The sequence below is a fragment of the Azotobacter bryophylli genome (assembly GCF_042643485.1).
Classification (GTDB): Bacteria; Pseudomonadota; Gammaproteobacteria; order Pseudomonadales; family Pseudomonadaceae; genus Azotobacter; species Azotobacter bryophylli.
In genome coordinates, this window is the sequence record NZ_JBHRSJ010000031.1 from 154,559 (window position 1) to 175,324 (window position 20,766).

At 64.1% G+C, this 20,766-nt stretch carries 19 protein-coding genes; 15 read left to right on the forward strand and 4 right to left on the reverse strand.

What is annotated here, in order from left to right:
- Window positions 1–104: 104 nt before the first annotated feature.
- From ACFOJE_RS15565 to ACFOJE_RS15580, 4 genes are all read left to right on the forward strand, one after another.
- Window positions 105–341, forward strand: coding sequence for a DUF1653 domain-containing protein (locus ACFOJE_RS15565; protein ID WP_377815393.1), 237 nt, complete (start codon window positions 105–107; stop codon window positions 339–341).
- Window positions 342–580: 239 nt separating this feature from the next.
- The gene (gene topA, locus ACFOJE_RS15570) at window positions 581–3,187 is read left to right on the forward strand and encodes a type I DNA topoisomerase (RefSeq protein ID WP_377815394.1); all 2,607 of its coding nucleotides are present in this window, start codon (window positions 581–583) and stop codon (window positions 3,185–3,187) included.
- Between the two features lie 180 nt (window positions 3,188–3,367).
- Window positions 3,368–3,889 carry a DUF6586 family protein gene (locus ACFOJE_RS15575; RefSeq protein WP_377815395.1) on the forward strand — a complete coding sequence of 174 codons (522 nt, stop codon included), beginning with the start codon at window positions 3,368–3,370 and terminating at the stop codon, window positions 3,887–3,889.
- A 171-nt stretch (window positions 3,890–4,060) separates the two neighbouring features.
- Window positions 4,061–4,294 (forward strand): hypothetical protein, encoded by a 234-nt coding sequence (locus ACFOJE_RS15580; protein WP_377815396.1) that lies wholly within the window; start codon window positions 4,061–4,063, stop codon window positions 4,292–4,294.
- Window positions 4,295–4,423: 129 nt separating this feature from the next.
- Here the strand turns inward: ACFOJE_RS15580 and sulA are convergent, their stop codons facing one another.
- Window positions 4,424–4,903 carry an SOS-induced cell division inhibitor SulA gene (sulA, locus tag ACFOJE_RS15585; RefSeq protein ID WP_377815397.1) on the reverse strand — a complete coding sequence of 160 codons (480 nt, stop codon included), beginning with the start codon at window positions 4,901–4,903 and terminating at the stop codon, window positions 4,424–4,426.
- A gap of 8 nt (window positions 4,904–4,911) precedes the next feature.
- Window positions 4,912–5,523 carry a transcriptional repressor LexA gene (lexA, locus tag ACFOJE_RS15590; protein WP_377815398.1) on the reverse strand — a complete coding sequence of 204 codons (612 nt, stop codon included), beginning with the start codon at window positions 5,521–5,523 and terminating at the stop codon, window positions 4,912–4,914.
- 287 nt (window positions 5,524–5,810) lie between these two features.
- Here lexA and ACFOJE_RS15595 point away from each other — a divergent pair, with 287 nt between their 5' ends.
- The 4 genes from ACFOJE_RS15595 (at window position 5,811) to ACFOJE_RS15610 (ending at window position 8,896) form a co-directional block, all read left to right on the forward strand.
- On the forward strand, window positions 5,811–6,548 hold the full coding sequence (locus ACFOJE_RS15595) for a TetR/AcrR family transcriptional regulator (RefSeq protein WP_377815399.1): 738 nt from the start codon (window positions 5,811–5,813) through the stop codon (window positions 6,546–6,548).
- Between the two features lie 66 nt (window positions 6,549–6,614).
- Complete coding sequence (locus ACFOJE_RS15600; protein ID WP_377815400.1) at window positions 6,615–7,139, forward strand: L,D-transpeptidase family protein; 525 nt, start codon at window positions 6,615–6,617, stop codon at window positions 7,137–7,139.
- Between the two features lie 9 nt (window positions 7,140–7,148).
- Window positions 7,149–8,147, forward strand: coding sequence for a beta-N-acetylhexosaminidase (gene nagZ / locus ACFOJE_RS15605; RefSeq protein ID WP_377815402.1), 999 nt, complete (start codon window positions 7,149–7,151; stop codon window positions 8,145–8,147).
- Window positions 8,148–8,155: 8 nt separating this feature from the next.
- Window positions 8,156–8,896 carry an S-methyl-5'-thioinosine phosphorylase gene (locus ACFOJE_RS15610; RefSeq protein ID WP_377815403.1) on the forward strand — a complete coding sequence of 247 codons (741 nt, stop codon included), beginning with the start codon at window positions 8,156–8,158 and terminating at the stop codon, window positions 8,894–8,896.
- Window positions 8,897–8,948: 52 nt separating this feature from the next.
- On the opposite strand, the gene ACFOJE_RS15615 is transcribed toward ACFOJE_RS15610, so the two are convergent.
- Window positions 8,949–9,473 carry a CsiV family protein gene (locus ACFOJE_RS15615; protein WP_377815405.1) on the reverse strand — a complete coding sequence of 175 codons (525 nt, stop codon included), beginning with the start codon at window positions 9,471–9,473 and terminating at the stop codon, window positions 8,949–8,951.
- Window positions 9,474–9,486: 13 nt separating this feature from the next.
- Window positions 9,487–12,930: a transcription-repair coupling factor gene (gene mfd, locus ACFOJE_RS15620; protein WP_377815406.1), complete on the reverse strand. Its 3,444-nt coding sequence runs from the start codon at window positions 12,928–12,930 to the stop codon at window positions 9,487–9,489.
- Between the two features lie 139 nt (window positions 12,931–13,069).
- Here mfd and ACFOJE_RS15625 point away from each other — a divergent pair, with 139 nt between their 5' ends.
- From ACFOJE_RS15625 to nqrF, 7 genes are all read left to right on the forward strand, one after another.
- The gene (locus ACFOJE_RS15625) at window positions 13,070–14,536 is read left to right on the forward strand and encodes a glyceraldehyde-3-phosphate dehydrogenase (RefSeq protein WP_377815407.1); all 1,467 of its coding nucleotides are present in this window, start codon (window positions 13,070–13,072) and stop codon (window positions 14,534–14,536) included.
- Window positions 14,537–14,917: 381 nt separating this feature from the next.
- A complete protein-coding gene (locus ACFOJE_RS15630; protein ID WP_377815408.1) occupies window positions 14,918–16,255 on the forward strand; it encodes a Na(+)-translocating NADH-quinone reductase subunit A in 1,338 nt (445 codons plus the stop codon).
- Window positions 16,256–16,258: 3 nt separating this feature from the next.
- Window positions 16,259–17,470 (forward strand): NADH:ubiquinone reductase (Na(+)-transporting) subunit B, encoded by a 1,212-nt coding sequence (locus tag ACFOJE_RS15635; protein WP_377815410.1) that lies wholly within the window; start codon window positions 16,259–16,261, stop codon window positions 17,468–17,470.
- The gene (locus ACFOJE_RS15640) at window positions 17,463–18,251 is read left to right on the forward strand and encodes a Na(+)-translocating NADH-quinone reductase subunit C (protein WP_377815411.1); all 789 of its coding nucleotides are present in this window, start codon (window positions 17,463–17,465) and stop codon (window positions 18,249–18,251) included. Before ACFOJE_RS15635 ends, ACFOJE_RS15640 begins: the two co-directional genes overlap by 8 nt.
- Window positions 18,248–18,922 (forward strand): NADH:ubiquinone reductase (Na(+)-transporting) subunit D, encoded by a 675-nt coding sequence (locus ACFOJE_RS15645; RefSeq protein ID WP_377815412.1) that lies wholly within the window; start codon window positions 18,248–18,250, stop codon window positions 18,920–18,922. The genes ACFOJE_RS15640 and ACFOJE_RS15645 overlap by 4 nt, the downstream gene beginning before the upstream one ends.
- Window positions 18,922–19,530, forward strand: a complete 609-nt coding sequence (gene nqrE, locus ACFOJE_RS15650; protein WP_377815413.1) for an NADH:ubiquinone reductase (Na(+)-transporting) subunit E — start codon at window positions 18,922–18,924, stop codon at window positions 19,528–19,530. The genes ACFOJE_RS15645 and nqrE overlap by 1 nt, the downstream gene beginning before the upstream one ends.
- A 12-nt stretch (window positions 19,531–19,542) precedes the next feature.
- Window positions 19,543–20,766: an NADH:ubiquinone reductase (Na(+)-transporting) subunit F gene (gene nqrF / locus ACFOJE_RS15655; protein WP_377815414.1), complete on the forward strand. Its 1,224-nt coding sequence runs from the start codon at window positions 19,543–19,545 to the stop codon at window positions 20,764–20,766.

Genomic DNA, 20,766 nt, shown 5'->3' on the forward strand with positions numbered 1-20,766 from the left:
TTTCGCCGCCGCACTCGTTGCCGCGTCATTTCGTCTCCCCCGGAGCGGGCGAGCTGAGCTTGTCCGCTGCCCTGCGTATTTCCCGTCCAGCCGAGAGAAAGATCATGACTGTACAACCCGGTCTCTACCGCCATTACAAGGGTGCCGAATACCGCGTGTTCGGGGTGGCGCGGCATTCCGAGACGGAGGAGGAGCTGGTGGTCTATCAGGCGCTTTACGGCGAATTCGGGCTGTGGGTCAGGCCGCTCTCGATGTTCGTCGAGAGCGTCGAGGTTGACGGACGGACGGTGCCGCGCTTTGCTTTGATCCGTGCCGAATCTCCGGTTTTCCCGCAACCCTGAATGGCGCTTGCGCTTGACCGCACGTCGGCCGCCACTATATATAGCGCCGGGTCAACAGGTCGCGAAACACTGCCGCGTAGCCGATAGCGCATGGAAAATGGCTTCAAAATGCCGATTTATAGTGCTTAAGCCGCATTTTTCAGCCATTTTTGCCTTGTCCTGGCGGCCTCTCCGGGTTTGTCGACGGCCTCTCGGACGTCTCCTGCCTCCCTTTTCTCGAATTAGGAACTAACCGATCCATGGGCAAATCGCTGGTCATCGTGGAATCCCCGGCCAAGGCCAAGACCATCAACAAGTACCTGGGCAACCAGTACGTGGTGAAGTCGAGCATCGGCCACATCCGTGACCTTCCCACCAGCGGCTCGGCCAGCACCGCCAAGGAACCGGCCAAGCGCGGCAAGAGCGCGGCGGAAGCGCCGGCGTTGTCGCCCAAGGAGAAGGCCAAGCGCCAGCTGTTCGCCCGCATGGGCGTCGATCCCGAGCACGGCTGGAAAGCCCATTACGAGGTCCTGCCGGGCAAGGAGAAGGTCGTCGAAGAGCTGCGCCGTCTGGCCAAGGAAGCCGACACCATCTATCTGGCCACCGACTTGGACCGCGAGGGGGAGGCCATCGCCTGGCACCTGCGCGAGTCCATCGGCGGCGACGACGATCGCTACAAGCGTGTGGTGTTCAACGAGATCACCAAGAAGGCGATCCAGGAAGCCTTCGCCCATCCCGGCGAGCTGGACATCAACCGGGTCAACGCCCAGCAGGCGCGGCGTTTTCTCGATCGCGTGGTCGGCTACATGGTTTCGCCGCTGCTCTGGCAGAAGATCGCCCGCGGCCTGTCCGCCGGCCGCGTGCAGTCGGTGGCGGTCAAGCTGATCGTCGAGCGCGAGCGCGAGATCCGTGCCTTCATCCCGGAAGAGTTCTGGGAGATTCACGCCGACCTGGCCACCACGAAGGGCGCCAAGGTCCGCTTCGAAGTGGCACGGGAGAACGGCGAGGCCTTCAAGCCGATCAACGAGGCCCAGGCCATGGCCGCGCTGGAGCGGCTCAAGTCTTCGAGCTACACCGTGGCCAAGCGCGAGGACAAGCCGACCCGCAGCAAGCCCACGGCGCCCTTCATCACCTCGACTCTGCAGCAGGCGGCGAGCAACCGGCTCGGCTTCTCGGTGAAGAAGACCATGATGATGGCCCAGCGCCTGTACGAGGCCGGCTACATCACCTACATGCGTACCGATTCGACCAACCTCTCGGCCGATGCCGTGGCCATGGCCCGTGGCTTCATCGAGAGCGAGTTCGGCGACAAGTATCTGCCGGCCGCGCCGAACGTCTACACCAGCAAGGAAGGCGCCCAGGAGGCGCACGAGGCGATCCGCCCCTCCGACGTCAACCTGCGCCCGGCCCAGCTGTCCGGCATGGAGCGCGACGCCGAGCGCCTCTACGACCTGATCTGGCGCCAGTTCGTCGCCTGCCAGATGCCGCCGGCGGAATACCTGTCGACCAGCGTCAGCGTCGCCGCGGGCGCCTTCGAGCTGCGCGCCAAGGGTCGCATCCTCAAGTTCGACGGCTACACCCGCGTGCTGCCGCAGCTGGCCAAGCCCGGCGAAGACGACGTGCTGCCGGACATGACCGAGGGCGATCTGCTCGAGCTGCTCAAGCTCGATCCCAGCCAGCACTTCACCAAGCCGCCGGCCCGCTACAGCGAAGCCAGCCTGGTCAAGGAGATGGAGAAGCGCGGGATCGGTCGTCCGTCCACCTACGCGGCGATCATCTCGACCATCCAGGAACGCGGCTACGTGACCCTGCACAACCGCCGCTTCTACTCGGAGAAGATGGGCGACATCGTCACCGAGCGTCTCTCGGAAAGCTTCGCCAACCTGATGGACTACGGGTTCACCGCCGGCATGGAGGAGAACCTGGACGACGTGGCCCAGGGCGAGCGCGACTGGAAGCACCTGCTCGACGAGTTCTATGGCGATTTCCGGAAGAAGCTCGAGGTCGCCGAGTCCAGCGAAGCGGGCATGCGCGCCAACCAGCCGACCCTGACCGACATTCCCTGCCGCGAATGCGGCCGTCCGATGATGATCCGCACCGCCTCGACCGGCGTGTTCCTCGGCTGTTCGGGCTATAGCCTGCCGCCCAAGGAGCGCTGCAAGTCGACCATCAACCTGATCCCCGGGGACGAGATCGCCGAGGACGACGAGGGCGAGTCGGAGTCCCGCCTGCTACGCAACAAGCGTCGCTGCGCGAAGTGCGGCACGGCGATGGATGCCTACCTGCTCGACGAGAAGCACAAGCTGCACATCTGCGGCAACAACCCGGACTGCTCCGGCTACGAGATCGAGGAAGGCCAGTTCCGCATCAAGGGCTACGAAGGACCGAGCCTGGAGTGCGACAAGTGCGGCAGCGAGATGCAACTGAAGACCGGCCGTTTCGGCAAGTTCTTCGGCTGCACCAATCCCGCCTGCAAGAACACCCGCAAGCTCTTGAAGAGCGGCGAGCCGGCGCCGCCGAAGATGGATGCGGTGAAGATGCCCGAGCTCCGGTGCGAGAAGGTCGACGACACCTACGTGCTGCGCGACGGCGCCTCGGGCCTGTTTCTCGCCGCCAGCCAGTTCCCGAAGAATCGGGAAACCCGCGCTCCCCTGGTGCTCGAACTGCTGCCGCACCGGGACGAGATCGATCCGAAGTACCACTTCCTGCTGGACGCGCCGACCAAGGACCCGGAAGGGCGCCCGGCGGTGATCCGCTTCAGCCGCAAGACCAAGGAGCAGTACGTGCAGAGCGAGGTGGAGGGCAAGCCCACCGGCTGGCGCGCCTTCTACAGCAACGGCGCGTGGCAGGTCGAGGACAAGCGCTGATCCCGGCCTCGGCCGGGCAGGGGGCGAGCGCTTCCGACTGCCCGGCCGGCTTCCATTCCCGAGACCTGTCCCGAAGGCGGCTCGTCCGCTCTCGGGCCGGGTTCGCCTTTCAGCTGTCCGTCGGCCCTGATCCCGTCGTCATGGGTATATAGTGGCCGCATTGATCCGGAGGGTGCCGTCATGGCTCATGAGCTCTATACCCGTACCAACCAGAAAATCCATTTCGCCGGCCTGGCCCTCAAGGCCTGGCGTCAGGCCGAGGCGAGCGGGGGCATGAACGCCCAGGCGCTCATCCAGGCGGAACGCGAGGCCGTGCTCTTCCATCTGTACGGGGCGCTGCTAGGGCTCTGCCATGAGATCGCCGGTTTCTACCGTCTGCCCGAGGCCAGGTCCCCGCGCGTGGAACAATTGCTCAGCTCCGCGGTGCTGGAGGCGGCTCCGAGTCCGGAGTTGGCCGAGCTGGTTGAACTGGCCCAGCAACCGGAAACCTGGCTGGCGCAACTGCTGGCCGAACATGCCCGTCTGTTCCTGCCGCCGCAGGCGCCGAGCAAGGCCAAGGTCGATCCCTCTCTGCCGTTGATCGAGGCGGTCAGCCTGGACGAGGAGGAAGAGCGGGCCCTGAAGCCCGAGCAACTGGAAGAGTGGCGCCAGCATCTGAAAGACATGGCCTTGCGCTTCCGTGGGTCTCTGACCGAGTGGTGAGCCGGCCCGGCCATTCTTCGGAGCGAGCCGGGGAGGGGCCTCGGCGCAGGCTTCTCGATCCTTCGCGCGAAGTGGGATTCTGTCGGGCGGCTTGGTCACCCCGGCATGAGGTATAGGGGCGAGCGGTTTCGACTGTTACAATGGCGGTCTTTTTTTGAAGAGCCGAGCCTTATGCCTACCTCCTTCCTGGAAATCGTCGAACTGCCCGATGGTCGCATAGCACTGCGTCGCGCGGATGACGAGGAGGAATTGGTGATTCTCGACTTTTCCGAAAGCGCCAAGGAATTTTTGCAGGGCTACCACATCGAGGTTGCCAAGGCCATGCTCAACGTCGGCGTGCAGATGGCCGGGCGCCTGGCCTCGGGCGATTTTGACGACGAAGAGCTGCCGCGGGTCCTGCACTGACCGGGGCTACCGATCGGGCTGCTCGCGGGCGAGCCTTCTTCCACGGTCCATGCATCCGATGCGATGCACGTCGTTTGCCCCCTCTCTCTTCCGCGCCCGGCAAGCCCTCGCTTCTCGGGGCGGAGCCGCTCACCCCAGACGGATATTCAGGCTCTGGGCATTGCCCAGGCTGGCCGCCTGCAGCAGCTTCCGGCGAGTCGCCTGATCCATCTGATTGAACCAGCTGATCACCGTGTGGCTGCGGCCCAGGCGCAGGGCCTCGCAGGTCAGTTCGGTGACGTCCTGCCCGGGGCGGGGTTGCAGCAGTAGGATGCGTTCGCGGTTCAGGCCTGCATCGCGCAACCAGCCCTGGGTCAGGCTGGCGGGAGGCGCGACCAGGGTGAGCCAGCGGCCGGCATCCCCCTGGCTCAGTTCGCGAAGGACGGGGGCCAGCAGAAACAGGCAATTTCCAGCGGCGCCGCGCAGGGTCAGTTCGCTGAAGGCATCCTGCTCCAGGATGCGAGAGGACTCCGTCTTCTCCTTCGCTCTCACCGCTCTCGGTTGAGCGATGAAGGCTTCGAACAGGGATAGTTGGGACTGGGACGCTTGCACGGGCTGCTGGAACTGCATATTGCCTCCTAGCGGCGAATCACGCCGACGCTCAAACCTTCGATGATGAGTTCCTGCTCTTTCAGATCGATTTCGATCGGTGCGAATTCGGGGTTCTCGGCGATCAGCCAGACCTTGTCGCCTTCGCGCTTGAAACGTTTGACGGTGACTTCGTCGTTCAGTCTGGCTACCACGATCTGCCCGTTGCGTGCTTCGCGGGTGGTGTGCACGGCCAGAAGGTCGCCGTCGTTGATCCCCACGTCCTTCATGCTGGTGCCGTGCACGCGCAGCAGGTAATCGGCGCGAGGATGGAAGAAGCCGGGATCGATCCGGCAGGCTTCCTCGATGTGCTGTTGTGCGAGGATGGGGGCGCCGGCAGCCACCCGGCCGACGATCGGCAGGCCATCGGTCGTCTCGCTGTCGACTTCGGCGCCGGGAATGCGTATTCCGCGTGAGGCGCCCGGCGTCATTTCGATCGCGCCCTTGCGGGCCATCGCTTTCAGATGTTCTTCGGCGGCATTGGGCGATTTGAAGCCGAGCGCCTTGGCGATTTCCGCCCGGGTCGGAGGGTAGCCATTGTCTTCGAGGCAACGCTTGATGAAAGCGAGGATTTCGACTTGGCGGGGCGTCAGTTTGGACATGGGGCGGTCCTGGTTTTTTATACAATGACTGGGATTATATACAGCCCCTGCCGATTGGCAACCGTTCGGCTCCTTCGCTGTCCCCTGGGCAACCGGTAGCGGACTCGCCGGTCAACATCCCTTGCAGCGAACAGCTCGAGCAAGCTGGAAGTCTTCAGTATCGTCGTTGGCTTGGAGTGAGTACGGCAGCAATAGCGTCTTCACATCGGTAAGCCAGGATGGGAGCATGGAGGGCGGCCAAGGACCGGTGCCTGAACAGGAACGATGCTCAGACAGGCGGAGGAAACATGACCTATTCGGAAACCGTCGAAAGGATCCTGGATACCGCGGAGAGGCTGTTCGCGGAGCGGGGGTTCAGCGAAACCTCGCTGCGCCTGATCACCAGCAGGGCCGGGGTCAATCTGGCTGCGGTCAACTATCACTTCGGCTCGAAGAAGGCGCTGATCCAGGCGGTCTTCTCGCGTTTTCTCGGCCCCTTCAGTCTCAGTCTGGAGCGGGAGCTGGATCGCCGCCAGGCCGGCCAGGAATACCATCCCGGGCTCGAGGAACTGCTGGACATGCTGGTGGATCGGGCGCTGGCGGTGAAGCCGCGCAGCGGGAACGACCTTGCCACCTTCATGCGGCTGGTCGGTCTGGCCTTCAGCCAGGGGCACGGATATCTGCGCAGTTACCTCGAGGACATGTACGGCAAGGTGTTCCGCCGCTACCTGCTGTTGCTGCAGCAGGCGGCTCCTGCCATTCCGCCCATCGAGCTATTCTGGCGGGCGCATTTCATGCTCGGCGCCGCCGTTTTCAGCATGTCCGGACTCAAGGCGCTGACCCTGATGGCCGAGGAAAATTTCGGCGTGCAGACCTCCACCGAACAGCTATTGCGCCTGCTGGTGCCCTTCCTGGCCGCCGGCTTGCGTGCGGAGAGCGCCGTCCATGACGAGATGCTGGCCAGTGCCCGTCTCAAGACGCGCGACAAGGAGGCGGCGCCGATCCGGCGCATGCCGGACCCGGGCCTGATGGCCGGAGGACGATAGGGAGCAAAGGAAACGGAGCGCCAGCCAGTGGGCGCCGCCGGTTCGATCGGCTAAGCTAGCCGCCCTATGCGATTTCTCGACCTTCTCCATATCTCCCTTGCCGATCAGGCCCTGTATGGGCTGACCGGCGGCTCGCTGGTCCTGCGTTTTCCCGTGTCTACGGCGCTGAACGGGCCGGGCGAGCGCTCCGGCTCCGGCTGCACGCCGCGCGGCCAGCACCGGGTGCGGGCGAAGATCGGCGAGGGTCTGCCGCAGGGGGCGGTTCTGCGGGGCAGACGCTGGACCGGCGAGGTCTGGTCACCGGCCCTGCACGAGCAATTTCCCGGTCGCGACTGGATCCTGACCCGCATTCTCTGGCTGAGCGGCTGCGAGCCGGGAGTCAACCGGCTCGGCGAGGTCGACACCTTCCGCCGCTACATCTATATCCATGGCACGCCGGACAGCGAACCCATGGGCGTACCGCTCTCTCATGGCTGCGTGCGCCTGCGCAATGCCGACCTGCTCGAACTCTATCCGCGGGTGCCGGTCGGCTGCCCGGTGCGCATCGACGAAGCGCCCTGTCCCGACTGGGCCGCGGCCCGGCTTGATTAAGGATCTCCCATGCAAGGCTCTCTGATGCTGGACATCGCCGGCACCTGGCTGACGGTCGAGGATCGTCGGCTGCTGCGTCAGCCCGAGGTGGGCGGGCTCATCCTGTTCGCCCGCAATATCGAACACCCCACCCAGGTTCGCGAGCTTTGCGCGGCGATCCGCCGGCTGCGCCCGGATCTGCTGCTCGCGGTGGACCAGGAGGGCGGTCGTGTACAGCGCCTGCGCCAGGGCTTCGTGCGACTGCCGGCGATGCGTACCTTCGCTGCCCATGAGGACGCCGAGCAACTGGCCGAGCACTGCGGCTGGCTGATGGCGACCGAGGTGCTGGCGGCCGGGCTGGACCTCAGTTTCGCCCCGGTGCTCGACCTCGATCATGGCCGCAGCGGAGTGATCGGCTCCCGTGCCTTCGAGGGCGATCCAGAAGCCGCCGCACGGCTGGCCGGCGCCTTCATCCGCGGCATGCACGCCGCCGGCATGGCCGCCACCGGCAAGCATTTTCCCGGACACGGCTGGGCCGAGGCCGACTCCCACGTGGCCATTCCCACCGACGATCGCGGCCTCGAGGAGATCCGCGAGCGGGACATGCTTCCCTTCCGGCAACTGAGGGGCGAGCTGGATGCTCTGATGCCGGCGCATGTCATCTATCCGAAGGTGGACGAGCGTCCGGCCGGCTTCTCCCGCCGCTGGCTGCAGGACATCCTGCGTGGCGAGCTCGGTTTCGACGGGGTCATCTTCAGCGACGACCTGTCCATGGCCGGCGCCCACGTGGCCGGCGACGCCGCGGCGCGCATCGAGGCGGCGCTGCGCGCCGGCTGCGACATGGGCCTGGTCTGCAACGACCGGGCGGCGGCGGAGCTGGCGCTTTCCGCCCTGCAGCGCCTGGGTGCCAGCCCCGCACCGCGGCTCGCGCGCATGCGTCGCCGGGCCTTTCCCGGCATCGAATACAAGCAACATCCACGCTGGCAGCGCGCGCTCGAGAGTCTGCGCCGCGCCCAGCTGATCGACTGAGGATAAAGATGACTGTCTACGCGATCATCGGCGGCACCGGCCTAACCCAGCTGGAGGGATTGACCATCCGCCAGGCCCTGCCGCTGGAGACCCCCTACGGCAAACCTTCCGCCGACGTCCTGCGCGGCGAATACGCCGGACGCGAGGTGCTGTTCCTGGCCCGGCACGGCCATCCGCACCGCATCCCGCCGCATCAGGTGAACTACCGGGCGAACCTGTGGGCATTGCGCGAGGCCGGAGCCGAAGCCTTCCTGGCGGTCAATGCCGTCGGCGGCATCCATGCCGCCATGGGCACCGGGCATCTGTGCGTGCCGCATCAGATCGTCGACTATACCTACGGCCGCGCTCACACCTACTTCGAAGGTGAGCTGGATGCGGTCACCCATGTGGACTTCAGCTATCCCTACGACGAGGCGCTGCGCCAGAAGCTGATCGCCGCGCTGGGCGCCGAGGGCTGTGCCTGGAGCGGGCACGGGGTCTATGGCTGCACCCAGGGGCCGCGTCTGGAGACGGCCGCCGAGATCACCCGTCTGGAGCGCGACGGCTGCGACATCGTCGGCATGACCGGCATGCCCGAAGCCGTGCTGGCGCGGGAGCTGGACCTGCCCTACGCCTGTCTGGCGCTGGTGGTGAACCCGGCGGCGGGCAAGAGCCACCAGCTCATCACCATGGCCGATATCGAGCGGGCCCTGAGCGAGGGCATGGGGAGAGTCAAGTCGGTATTGGGACGCCTGTTGGCATCTCACTGAGCGACGAACGAAAAAGACCGCCAGAGCGGTCTTTTTCGTTTCAGGGGCAGGGTCAGAGCGGATTCACGCGGATCAGCACGCCGAGGTTGCCGTGGTCGAGGAAGGTCAGCTCCCCGGCCTTGACCCGGGCGGCCTGCTGCAGGCGTTCGCTGCCGGTTACGAAACCCTCGGCGCTGAAGTGGTTGATCCAGAAGTCGGTCTGGACATCGACGAAGCGGGCCTGGGTCAGGGCCACGGTGCCTTCCACCGGGGAGTGGCCGAACTGCTGCTTGCCGGCGCTCAGGGACATCTTGCTCGGGCTTTCGCCCAGGCTCTGCTGCCAGGCCTGATGCAGCAGCACGCGGTAGCCGTCGGCTTGCGCCAGCTTGGCAGCCTGATCGTTCAGGGCGGGGGTCCGCTGGTTCTCGGCATTGATCTTCTGCGCCCCGGCAGCCCAGTCTTCCGGAACGGTCTTGCCTGCGAGCAGCGGGTCGCCGGGCTGGCGGAACAGGATCAGCTCGATCTGATACAGGCCCTCGGCGAACGCGGATGGGACGAGCAGAACGAACAGCAGGGGGAGCAGGCGTAGCGCACGCATTGGGGGTCTGTCCTTAAGCGGGTTGTGGGTGGAGGCGCTCGAGCAGCGCTTCCAGGGTGTTGAAGCGGTCTTCCGGGCGCTCCATCGGCACCTGGAACTTGAGCACGGTCGCGCCTTCGAACTTGTAGCGCTTGGGCTGGGACTGGATCAGCTTGATCAGCACCATGGGGTCGACGCTGGTGTGCGCGGCGAATTCGATGCGTCCGCCCTGGGGGCCGGCGTCGATCTTGGCGATGCCCAGCTCCTCCGCCTGCAGCTTGAGAAGGGTCAGGCGAATCAGGTGCTTGGTCGGCTCGGGCAGCAGGCCAAAGCGATCGATCATCTCCACCTGCAGTTCCTTGAGCTCCTCTTCGCTGGGCGCCGAGGCGATGCGCTTGTAGAGGATCAGGCGCGCGTGCACGTCCGGCAGGTAGTCCTCCGGGATCAGCGCCGGCACCCGCAGGTTGATGTCGATGCCGGTGCCCAGCGGTTGCTCGAGGTTCGGCTGTTCGCCCTTGCGGATGGCCTTCACCGCGCGCTCGAGCATCTCCATGTAGAGGGAGAAGCCGACCGCCTGGATCTGGCCGCTCTGCCCTTCGCCGAGCAGCTCGCCGGCACCGCGGATCTCCAGGTCGTGGGTGGCGATGACGAAGCCCGCGCCGAGGTCCTGGGCGCCGGCGATGGCTTCCAGGCGCTTCTGCGCGTCCTCGGTCATCTGCTTGCGCGGCGGCGTGAGCAGGTAGGCGTAGGCCTGGTGGTGGCTGCGGCCGACCCGGCCGCGCAGCTGGTGCAACTGGGCCAGGCCGAACTTGTCGGCGCGCTCGATGATGATGGTGTTGGCGCTCGGCACGTCGATGCCGGTCTCGATGATGGTCGAGGCCACCAGCACGTTGAAGCGCTTGTGGTAGAAGTCGCTCATCACCTGTTCCAGTTCGCGCTCGCGCATCTGCCCGTGGCCGATGCCGATGCGCGCCTCCGGGACCAGTTCGGCCAGGTCGCGGGCGCACTTCTCGATGGTCTTCACCTCGTTGTGCAGGTAGTAGACCTGGCCGCCGCGCAAGAGCTCGCGCAGCAGAGCCTCCTTGATCACCGCGTTCTGCTGCTCCATGACGAAGGTGCGCACCGACAGCCGGCGCGCCGGCGGGGTGGCGATGATCGACAGGTCGCGCATGCCCGCCACCGCCATGTTCAGGGTGCGCGGGATCGGCGTGGCGGTGAGGGTGAGGATGTCCACCTGGCTGCGCAGGGATTTGAGCTGCTCTTTCTGGCGTACGCCGAAGCGGTGCTCCTCGTCGATGATGACCAGGCCCAGGTTCTTGAAGCGGACATCGTCCTGCAGCAGCTTGTGGGTGCCGATGACGATGTCGACGTTGCCCTCGGCCAGCTGCTGGATCGCGCCTTCGACCTCCTTGGCCGATTTGAAGCGGCTCATCACTTCGACCTTCACCGGCCAGTCGGCGAAACGGTCGCGGAAGCTGTTGTAGTGCTGCTGGGCGAGCAGGGTGGTGGGCACCAGCACCGCCACCTGCCTGCCGCTGTGCACGGCGATGAAGGCCGCGCGCATCGCCACCTCGGTCTTGCCGAAGCCGACGTCGCCGCAGATCAGGCGATCCATGGGCTTGGGCGCCAGCATGTCGGCGCGCACGGCGTCGATGGCGGTCTGCTGGTCCGGCGTCTCCTCGAAGGGGAAACCGGCGCTGAAGGTCTCGTAGTCGGCGGCCGGGTCAGTGAAGGCGAAGCCTTCGCGGGCGGCGCGACGGGCGTAGATGTCGAGCAGCTCGGCGGCGACGTCGCGGACCTGTTCGGCGGCCTTGCGCTTGGCCTTCTGCCATTGTTCAGAGCCGAGCCGGTGCAGCGGCGCCAGGGCATCGTCGCTGCCGGTGTAGCGAGCGATCAGATGCAGGTTGGCCACCGGCACGTAGAGCTTGGCCTGGTCGGCGTATTCCAGGGCGAGGAACTCGGCGCTCTGGCCCTCGATCTCCAGGGTGATCAGCCCGAGATAGCGGCCGACCCCGTGGTCGATGTGCACCACTGGGGCGCCTTCGTGGAGTTCGGTGAGGTTCTTGATGACATTGTCGGCAGCGCTGTCGCGGGCTTTTTCCCGCCGACGCCGCTGCAGTACCCGCTGACCGAACAGCTGGCTTTCCGCAATCAGGGCAAGATCGTCGACGAACAGGCCCTCATCCAGGGGGGCGACGGTGATGCCGAGGCGCTCGGAGCCGGCGACGAATGTCGGCCAGCCCTCGACCTCGGCGGGCTTGAGCTTGAGCCGGGCGAGCATTTCCAGCAGCACTTCGCGGCGCCCGGCGGATTCGGCGCTGAACAGCACCCGGCCCGGATATTCCTCGATGAAGCGGCGCAGGGCGGCCATGGGTTCGGCGGTCTTGGCTTGGACCGCCAAGTCCGGCAGGGGCCGGGTGTCGAAGCGCGTGCGGCCGACGCCAGGCTCGATGTCCTGCTGGCTGACGATCACCCGCGGCCAGCCCTTGAGACGGGCGAAGCAGTCCTCGACCGGCAGGAACAGTTCGGTCGGCGGCAACAGCGGTCGCTCCGGATCGTAGCGGCGATCCTCGTAGCGATTGCGCACGTCGCTCCAGAACTGCTCGGCGGCCTGCTCGATACCGGGCAGGGAAAACACCTGGGTGCGTTCCGGCAGATAGTCGAACAGGGTGGCGGTCTCGTCGAAGAACAGCGGCAGGTAGTATTCGATGCCGGCCGGGGTGATGCCGCTGGACAGGTCCTGATAGATCGGGCAGCGGCGGAAGTCCACGTCGAAGCGCTCGCGGAAGCGGGCGCGGAAGCCGGTGACCGCTTCCTTCTGCAGCGGGAATTCGCGGGCCGGCAGCAGGCGGATCGATTCCACCTTGTCGATCGAGCGCTGGGTTTCCGGATCGAAGGTGCGCAGCGTCTCGATCTCGTCGTCGAACAGATCGATGCGATAGGGCAGGTCGCTGCCCATCGGGAAAAGGTCGATCAGGGCGCCGCGCACGGCGAACTCGCCATGCTCGTAGACGGTCTCGACGCAGCGGTAGCCGGCTGCCTCCAGGCGCAGGCGCATCTGCTCCACGTCGAGACGCTGGCCGACGTCCAGCACCAGGCTGCTGCCGAGCAGGAAGCTCGTCGGCGCCAGGCGATGCAGGGCCGTGGTGATCGGCACCACCAGCACGCCGTGGCTCAGTTCCGGCAGGCGGTAGAGGCTGGCGATGCGCTGGGAGATGATGTCCTGGTGCGGTGAGAAGAGGTCGTAGGGCAGGGTTTCCCAATCGGGGAACTGCAGCACCGGCAGCGACGGGGCGAAAAAGGCGAGCTCCTGCTCCAGCCGTTCGGCGCTCTGGCTGTCGGCGGTCAGGAGCAGAGTGAAGTTTCGGGCGGCACTGGCGGCTTCGGCGATCGCCAGGGAAAGCGTGGCGCCCTGCAGGTTGCCCCAATGCTGTTTGCCGGCGGCAGCCGGAAGGGTCGGAAGACGCAGTACGGACACGAGGCGGCACGGCTCCGGTCGGATGGATGGATCGGCGGATTGTAACTATCCGTGCGCTTCGCTGTCAGTGTTTAGTCTGCTGCAGATTGCCGGCGAATAGCCGCGCCGTCATAATGTAGCCCTTTTTTTCAGCCTCTACATGTGGAAGGTATACTCCGTGAATCAGAAGCTCGACCAGTGTCTTGGTGAATGGATCGATCGTGAAGCGCTCGCGGAGGCGATGATTCCGCTGATTGGCCAGCTCTACCGCAACAACAACGTGGTGACTTCGATCTACGGCCGCAGCCTGATCAACCGCTCCGTCATCGCGATCATCAAGGCCCACCGTTTCGCCCGTTATCGTCAGGACGATGAAACCGAGCTCTCCGTGCATGACACCTTCCCGATCCTCAAGGCGATGAGCGAGCTGAAGCTCGGTGCCGCCTCGGTCGACCTCGGCAAGATGGTCATCAAGTACAAGGCAGAGGGTGCCGGCCGCTCCATCGAGCAGTTCGTTGCCGAAGAGCTGGCCGACATCGCCGGCAAGCAGAACAGCGCACCGCGCAAGAGCACCGATGTGGTGTTGTATGGTTTCGGCCGTATCGGCCGCCTGGTCGCGCGCATCCTGATCGAGAAGACCGGCGGTGGCGACGGCCTGCGCCTGCGCGCGATCGTCGTGCGCAAGGGCGCCGAGAACGACCTGGCCAAGCGGGCCAGCCTGCTGCGTCGTGACTCCGTGCATGGCACCTTCGATGGAACCATCACGGTCGACGAGGAGAACAACACCATCCTCGCCAACGGCAACCTGATCCAGGTGATCTACTCCAACGATCCGGCCGGCATCGACTACACCCAGTACGGCATCGAGAACGCCATCGTGGTGGACAACACCGGCAAATGGCGCGACGCCGAAGGTCTCGGCCAGCACCTGCGGTGCCCGGGCGTGGGTCGCGTGGTGCTGACCGCACCGGGCAAGGGCAAGCTGAAGAACATCGTGCATGGCATCAACCATCGCGACATCACCGACGAAGACAAGATCATCTCCGCGGCTTCCTGCACCACCAACGCCATCGTGCCGGTGCTCAAGGCGGTCAACGACCAGTTCGGCATCGTCAATGGTCACGTGGAGACCGTGCACTCCTATACCAACGACCAGAACCTGATCGACAACTTCCACAAGGGCAACCGCCGTGGCCGCAGCGCTCCGCTGAACATGGTGATCACCGAGACCGGCGCAGCGACCGCCGCCGCCAAGGCTCTGCCGGAACTGGCCGGCAAGCTGACCGGCAACGCGATCCGTGTGCCGACCCCGGATGTGTCCATGGCCATCCTCAGCCTGAACCTGGAGAAGTCCACCAGCCGCGACGAGATCAACGAGTATCTGCGTCAGGTGGCCATGTTCTCGGAACTGCACAAGCAGATCGACTTCACCAACTCGCAGGAAGTGGTGTCCACCGATTTCGTCGGTTCCCGTCATGCCGGCATCGTGGATTCCGAGGCGACCATCTGCAACGATAACCGCGTGATTCTCTATGTCTGGTACGACAACGAATTCGGTTACAGCTGCCAGGTCGTACGCGTTCTGGAAGACATGTCGGGCGTCAACCCGCCGGCCTTTCCGCGCTGAGCATAGCGATTAATCGCAAGTCGACCGAACGGGAGCCAATGGCTCCCGTTTTTGTTTGTTCTTGTGGCTTTTGCTACAGGATAGTTTCGCGATTGTTGCTTGTGGTCTGTTGGATGACTTCCGGCCTCACAAATAATTTCTTTAGAAATCAATGGCCTGAATACCCGTCAGGGCTGGCCTGAGTTGTGCTTTCGAAGGGGCAGTCTTTTTATGCGGCATTGGCGTCATGCAGGAAAAGTCTCTGGGTAGCTAGTAATTGGAAGGGATCTTTATAATCCTGCGGCTCTATTTACTTATCCCCGCTCTTGTGTGAGCCGATCGATTCGGTCTGCTCCAGCATCCGCAACGTCAAGTTTCAAAGTCAGTGATGGGTTTGACCCTATGATCAAAATCAAACGTGGGCTCGACTTGCCTATAACGGGCGCGCCTACGCCACGCATCGAACCGGCGAGGGCGGTGCTCAGCGTCGCCGTCATAGGCTTCGATTATCACGGCATGAAGCCGACCATGAATGTTCAGGTCGGCGACAGGGTCCGGCTCGGTCAGGTCCTCTTCACCGATAAGAAGTCTCCCGGGGTGCAGTACACCGCGCCGGGAGCCGGTGTGGTCAGTGCCATCCATCGCGGCGAGAAGCGGGCCCTGCAAGCCTTGGTCATCGACCTTGAAGGGGACGAGCAGGAGACCTTCGCCCAGTACCCCAGCGGGCAACTTGAGGGGCTGGCCGACGCACAGGTGCGCGACAACCTGCAGCGCTCCGGGTTGTGGACGGCGCTGCGCACCCGCCCATTCAGCCGGGTGCCGGCCATCGAGGCGACCCCCAGCTCCATTTTTGTCACCGCCATCGATACCCATCCGCTGGCTGCGGATCCCGCGATGATCATCGGCGAATATGCCGCCGACTTCGAGAACGGTCTCAAGGTGCTCGGCAATCTGGCCAGGATCTACCTGTGCAAGGCCGAGGGGGCCGTTCTGCCGGGCGAGCAGCTGGCCAAGGTGCGGACCGAGTCCTTTTCCGGACCGCATCCGGCCGGGCTGGCGGGGACCCACATCCATTTTCTCGATCCGGTCAGCGCCTCCAGGCACGTCTGGACCATCAACTACCAGGACGTGATCGCGATCGGCAAACTGTTCACCACCGGCAAGCTCTGGGTCGAGCGGATCGTCTCCCTGGCAGGGCCGGTGGTCGAACGTCCACGCCTGCTGCGTACCCGCCTGGGGGCCAATCTGGACGAGCTGACGGCCGGCGAGCTGCAGCCCGGCAACAACCGGGTAGTTTCCGGCTCGCTGCTCGGCGGACGTACTGCCCGCGGCGCTTTCGCCTATCTGGGGCGTTATCACCTGCAGGTCTCCTGCCTGCGCGAGGGGAATGACCGAGAGATGCTGCATTACCTGCGCCCCGGGGTGGATAAATATTCGGTGCTCAACGTCTTCGTTTCCCGGCTGATGGGGGAGAAGAAATTCCCTTTCACCACCACTACCAACGGCAGTCCGCGCGCCATGGTGCCCGTCGGCAACTACGAACAGGTGATGCCGCTGGACATCCTGCCGACCCAGTTGCTGCGCTACTTGATCGTGGGCGATACCGAGATGGCTCAGAAGCTCGGCGCCCTGGAACTGGACGAGGAGGATCTGGCACTGTGCAGCTACGTCTGCGCCGGCAAGTACGAATATGGCCCGATCCTGCGGGACAACCTCACCCGTATCGAGAAGGAGGGCTGACCCATGGGGCTGCGTGCGTTTTTCGACAAGATCGAGCCTCATTTCGAGAAGGGCGGCCGCTACGAGAAGTGGCATGCCTTGTACGAGGCGGTCGATACCTTCCTCTACCGCCCGGCCAGCGTGACCAGGACAACCGCCCACGTGCGCGATGGCATCGACCTCAAGCGGATGATGATCATCGTCTGGCTCTGCACTTTTCCGGCGATGTTCTTCGGCATGTGGAACACCGGTCATCAGGCCAACCTGATCCTTTCCGCCAAGCCCGATCTGCTGGCGGCCCAGGATGGCTGGCGCTTCGCCCTGATCGGCGCGCTGGCAGGCTTCGATCCCAACAGTCTGTGGGACAACTTCGTCCAGGGCGCGGCCTATTTTCTGCCCATCTACGCGGTGACCTTCATCGTCGGCGGCTTCTGGGAAGTGCTCTTCGCCATGGTGCGCAAGCACGAGGTCAACGAAGGCTTCTTCGTCACCTCGGTGCTGTTTTCGCTGATTCTGCCGCCGAGCATTCCTCTCTGGCAGGTGGCGCTGGGCATCAGCTTCGGCGTGGTGATCGGCAAGGAGGTGTTCGGTGGCACCGGCAAGAACTTCCTCAACCCGGCGCTGGTCGGGCGCGCCTTCCTGTTCTTCGCCTATCCGGCACAGATGTCCGGGGATGCGGTATGGACCGCAGTGGACGGTTACAGCGGTGCCACCGCGCTGAGCCTGGCGGCGGCCGGCGGCATCGATAGCGTGGTGGGGCAGGGCGCGACATGGTTGGACGCCTTCCTCGGGTTCGAGCAGGGATCGATCGGCGAGACCAGCGCCCTGGCCATTTTCCTCGGCGGCGCCGTGCTGCTGCTCACCAGGATCGCGGCCTGGCGTATCGTCGCCGGAGTCATGCTGGGCATGATCGGTCTCAGTGTCCTGTTCAACCTGATCGGTTCGGCAACCAACCCGATGTTCGCCATACCTTGGTACTGGCACCTGGTACTGGGCGGTTTCGCCTTCGGCATGATCTTCATGGCTACCGATCCGGTATCCGCGTCCATGACCGACACCGGCAAGTGGGTGTACGGCTGCGTCATCGGCATCATGGTGGTGCTGATCCGGGTCATCAATCCGGCCTTCCCCGAGGGAATGATGCTGGCGATTCTCTTCGCGAACCTGTGTGCACCGCTGATCGACCACTTCGTCGTTCAGGCCAACATCAAGCGGAGGCTGGCACGCAATGTCTAACCAGAAAGAGTCCACCGCCCGCACGCTGACCGTGGCACTGCTGGTTTGCCTGGTCTGCTCGGTGTTCGTCGCCGGAGCCGCCGTGGCGCTGAAGCCGATCCAGGTCGACAACCGTCTGCTGGACAAGCAGCGCAGCATCCTCGCGATCGCCGGGCTGGGCGATCCGGGGATGTCCGCCAGCCAGGTCAAGGCTCTGTTCGACGAGCGCATCGTCGCCCGGGTGGTGGATCTGCAGAGCGGTACCTTCACCGATGCCCAGGACCCGCGAACCTTCGATCCGCTCAGGGCAGCCAAGGATCCCAAGTTGTCCGATAGCCTGCCCAGCGAACAGGACATCGCCTCGATCAAGCGTCGCGAGCGTTTCAGTACCGTCTATCTGGTCGAGCGGAACGGCCGGCTGGACACCCTGATCCTGCCGGTGCGCGGCTACGGTCTGTGGTCGACTCTCTACGGCTTCATGGCGATCAAGGGGGACCTGAATACCGTGGCCGGCATGGGCTTCTACCAGCATGCCGAGACCCCTGGTCTCGGCGGCGAGGTGGACAACCCGAAATGGAAAGCCCTGTGGCGCGGCAAGACCCTGTTCGATGACCACGGCAGCCTGGCCGTGAAAGTCGTCAAGGGGGGCGTCGATCCGCAGAATCCCAACGCAGGGCACCAAGTCGATGCCCTGGCCGGTGCGACCCTGACCAGCAATGGGGTGAACAACCTGCTGCATTTCTGGCTGGGCGAGCAGGGTTTCGGTCCTTTCATCGCTAAATTGCGCGCAGGGGAGGCTTGAGGATGTCGCAACCGACCATCAAGGAAGTCCTGTTCAATCCGGTTCTGAACAATAACCCCATCGGTCTGCAGATCCTCGGCATCTGCTCGGCCCTGGCGGTCACCTCGAATCTGAAGACCGCTCTGGTGATGTCCGTCGCCCTGACCCTGGTGACGGCGTTCTCCAGCATGTTCATCTCGATGATCCGCAGCCAGATCCCCAGTTCGATCCGCATGATCGTGCAGATGGTGATCATCGCTTCGCTGGTCATTGTGGTGGATCAGTTGCTCAAGGCCTACGCCTTCGCGCTCTCCAAGCAGCTCTCGGTGTTCGTCGGCCTGATCATCACCAACTGCATCGTCATGGGGCGTGCCGAAGCATTCGCCATGGCCAATCCGCCGGTTCTGTCGTTCTTCGACGGTATCGGCAACGGCCTGGGCTACAGCGCGATGCTGATCGTCCTCGGCGTCATCCGCGAGCTGTTTGGCGCCGGCAAGCTACTGGGCTATCCCGTCATTCCGGTGGTCAATGATGGCGGCTGGTACCAGCCCAACGGTCTGCTGTTGCTGCCGCCCTCGGCCTTCTTTCTGATAGGTCTGATCGTCTGGGCGTTGCGCAGCGTCAAGCGGGAGCAGGTGGAAAAACCGAGCTATCGGATGGCGCCGCAGGTATCCAGCGAGGAGGCCTACTGATGGAGCACTACATCAGCCTGTTCGTCCGCTCCGTGTTCGTCGAGAACATGGCCCTGGCGTTCTTTCTCGGCATGTGCACCTTCATCGCCATTTCCAAGAAGGTGGAAACCGCACTCGGCCTCGGCGTCGCCGTGATTGTGGTGCAGGCGATCACCGTGCCGGCCAACAACCTGCTGTTCGCCTACCTGCTCAAGGACGGCGCGTTGGCCTGGGCCGGACTGCCCGAAGTCGATCTGAGCTTCCTCGGCCTGCTCAGCTATATCGGGGTGATCGCTGCCATCGTGCAGATTCTCGAGATGCTGCTCGACAAGTATGTGCCCTCGCTCTACAACGCCCTTGGCGTGTACCTGCCGCTGATCACGGTGAACTGCGCCATCATGGCTGGCTCCCTGTTCATGGTCGAGCGCGACTACAACTTGGCGGAGAGCACCGTCTACGGCGTCGGCTCCGGCCTGTCCTGGGCGCTGGCCATCGCCCTGCTGGCCGCGATCCGCGAGAAGCTGAAGTACAGCGACGTCCCCGAGGGTCTGCAGGGGCTAGGTATCACCTTCATCACGATCGGTCTGATGTCCCTGGGCTTCATGTCGTTTTCCGGCGTGCAGTTGTAAGGAGAAGACAGCATGAGTTTCGAGATTTTTCTCGCCATCGGCATGTTCACCGCCATCGTTCTGGCGCTGGTGATCCTGATCCTGGTGGCGCGCGCCAAGCTGGTTTCGACCGGCGATGTGAACATCGACATCAATGGCGAGAAGACCATCGCCGTGCCGGCCGGCGGCAAGTTGCTACAGACCCTGGCGGCGAACAACATCTTCCTGTCGTCCGCCTGCGGCGGTGGCGGCACCTGCGGGCAATGCAAGTGCATCGTCGAGAGCGGTGGCGGCGAGATGCTGCCTACCGAGGAACCGCACTTCACCCGGCGCCAAGCCAAGGAGGGATGGCGCCTGTCCTGCCAGACCCCGGTCAAGCAGGACATGAAGATCGAGGTAGCGGAAGAAGTCTTCGGGGTGAAGAAGTGGGAGTGCACGGTGGAGTCCAATCCCAACGTCGCGACCTTCATCAAGGAGCTGACCTTGCGCCTGCCGGAGGGCGAGAGCGTCAATTTCCGCGCCGGCGGTTACGTGCAACTGGAGTGCCCGCCGCATACGGTCAACTACAAGGATTTCGATATCCAGCCGGAATTCCGCGGTGACTGGGACAGGTTCGACATGTGGCGCTATGTATCGAAGGTGGATGAAACCACCATCCGCGCCTACTCCATGGCGAACTACCCGGAAGAGACGGGCATCGTCAAGTTCAACATCCGCATCGCGTCTCCGCCACCGGGGCGGGAGGACATCCCGCCGGGCAAGATGTCCTCCTATGTGTTCAGCCTCAAGCCGGGCGACAAGATCACCGTCTACGGTCCGTTCGGCGAGTTCTTCGCCAAGGACACCGATGCCGAGATGGTCTTCATCGGCGGCGGTGCCGGCATGGCACCGATGCGCTCGCACATTCTCGACCAGCTCAAGCGCATCAAGACCAAGCGCAAGATCAGTTTCTGGTATGGTGCACGCTCGCTGCGTGAAGCCTTCTACGTCGAGGAGTACAATCGCCTGCAGGCCGAGAACGCCAACTTCGTCTGGCATTTGGCGTTGTCCGACCCCCTACCAGAGGATAACTGGTCTGGTCCGACGGGTTTCATTCACAATGTGCTGTACGAAAACTACCTGAAGAATCATTCGGCCCCGGAAGATTGCGAGTATTACATGTGTGGCCCGCCAATGATGAACGCCTCGGTGATCAAGATGCTGACTGACCTTGGCGTCGAACCGGAGAATATCCTGCTTGATGATTTCGGCGGATAA

Coding starts and splice junctions, on each gene's coding strand:
- lexA (WP_377815398.1), bottom strand. CDS start 5,523: ATGTCCAAACTGACGCCCCGCCAAGTCGAAATCCTCGCTTTCATCAAG.
- ACFOJE_RS15600 (WP_377815400.1), top strand. CDS start 6,615: ATGCGATTTCTCGACCTTCTCCATATCTCCCTTGCCGATCAGGCCCTG.
- ACFOJE_RS15615 (WP_377815405.1), bottom strand. CDS start 9,473: ATGCGTGCGCTACGCCTGCTCCCCCTGCTGTTCGTTCTGCTCGTCCCA.
- ACFOJE_RS15595 (WP_377815399.1), top strand. CDS start 5,811: ATGACCTATTCGGAAACCGTCGAAAGGATCCTGGATACCGCGGAGAGG.
- nqrE (WP_377815413.1), top strand. CDS start 18,922: ATGGAGCACTACATCAGCCTGTTCGTCCGCTCCGTGTTCGTCGAGAAC.
- ACFOJE_RS15580 (WP_377815396.1), top strand. CDS start 4,061: ATGCCTACCTCCTTCCTGGAAATCGTCGAACTGCCCGATGGTCGCATA.
- ACFOJE_RS15630 (WP_377815408.1), top strand. CDS start 14,918: ATGATCAAAATCAAACGTGGGCTCGACTTGCCTATAACGGGCGCGCCT.
- nqrF (WP_377815414.1), top strand. CDS start 19,543: ATGAGTTTCGAGATTTTTCTCGCCATCGGCATGTTCACCGCCATCGTT.
- sulA (WP_377815397.1), bottom strand. CDS start 4,903: ATGCAGTTCCAGCAGCCCGTGCAAGCGTCCCAGTCCCAACTATCCCTG.
- topA (WP_377815394.1), top strand. CDS start 581: ATGGGCAAATCGCTGGTCATCGTGGAATCCCCGGCCAAGGCCAAGACC.
- ACFOJE_RS15565 (WP_377815393.1), top strand. CDS start 105: ATGACTGTACAACCCGGTCTCTACCGCCATTACAAGGGTGCCGAATAC.
- ACFOJE_RS15640 (WP_377815411.1), top strand. CDS start 17,463: ATGTCTAACCAGAAAGAGTCCACCGCCCGCACGCTGACCGTGGCACTG.
- ACFOJE_RS15610 (WP_377815403.1), top strand. CDS start 8,156: ATGACTGTCTACGCGATCATCGGCGGCACCGGCCTAACCCAGCTGGAG.
- ACFOJE_RS15575 (WP_377815395.1), top strand. CDS start 3,368: ATGGCTCATGAGCTCTATACCCGTACCAACCAGAAAATCCATTTCGCC.
- ACFOJE_RS15625 (WP_377815407.1), top strand. CDS start 13,070: ATGTGGAAGGTATACTCCGTGAATCAGAAGCTCGACCAGTGTCTTGGT.
- ACFOJE_RS15635 (WP_377815410.1), top strand. CDS start 16,259: ATGGGGCTGCGTGCGTTTTTCGACAAGATCGAGCCTCATTTCGAGAAG.
- nagZ (WP_377815402.1), top strand. CDS start 7,149: ATGCAAGGCTCTCTGATGCTGGACATCGCCGGCACCTGGCTGACGGTC.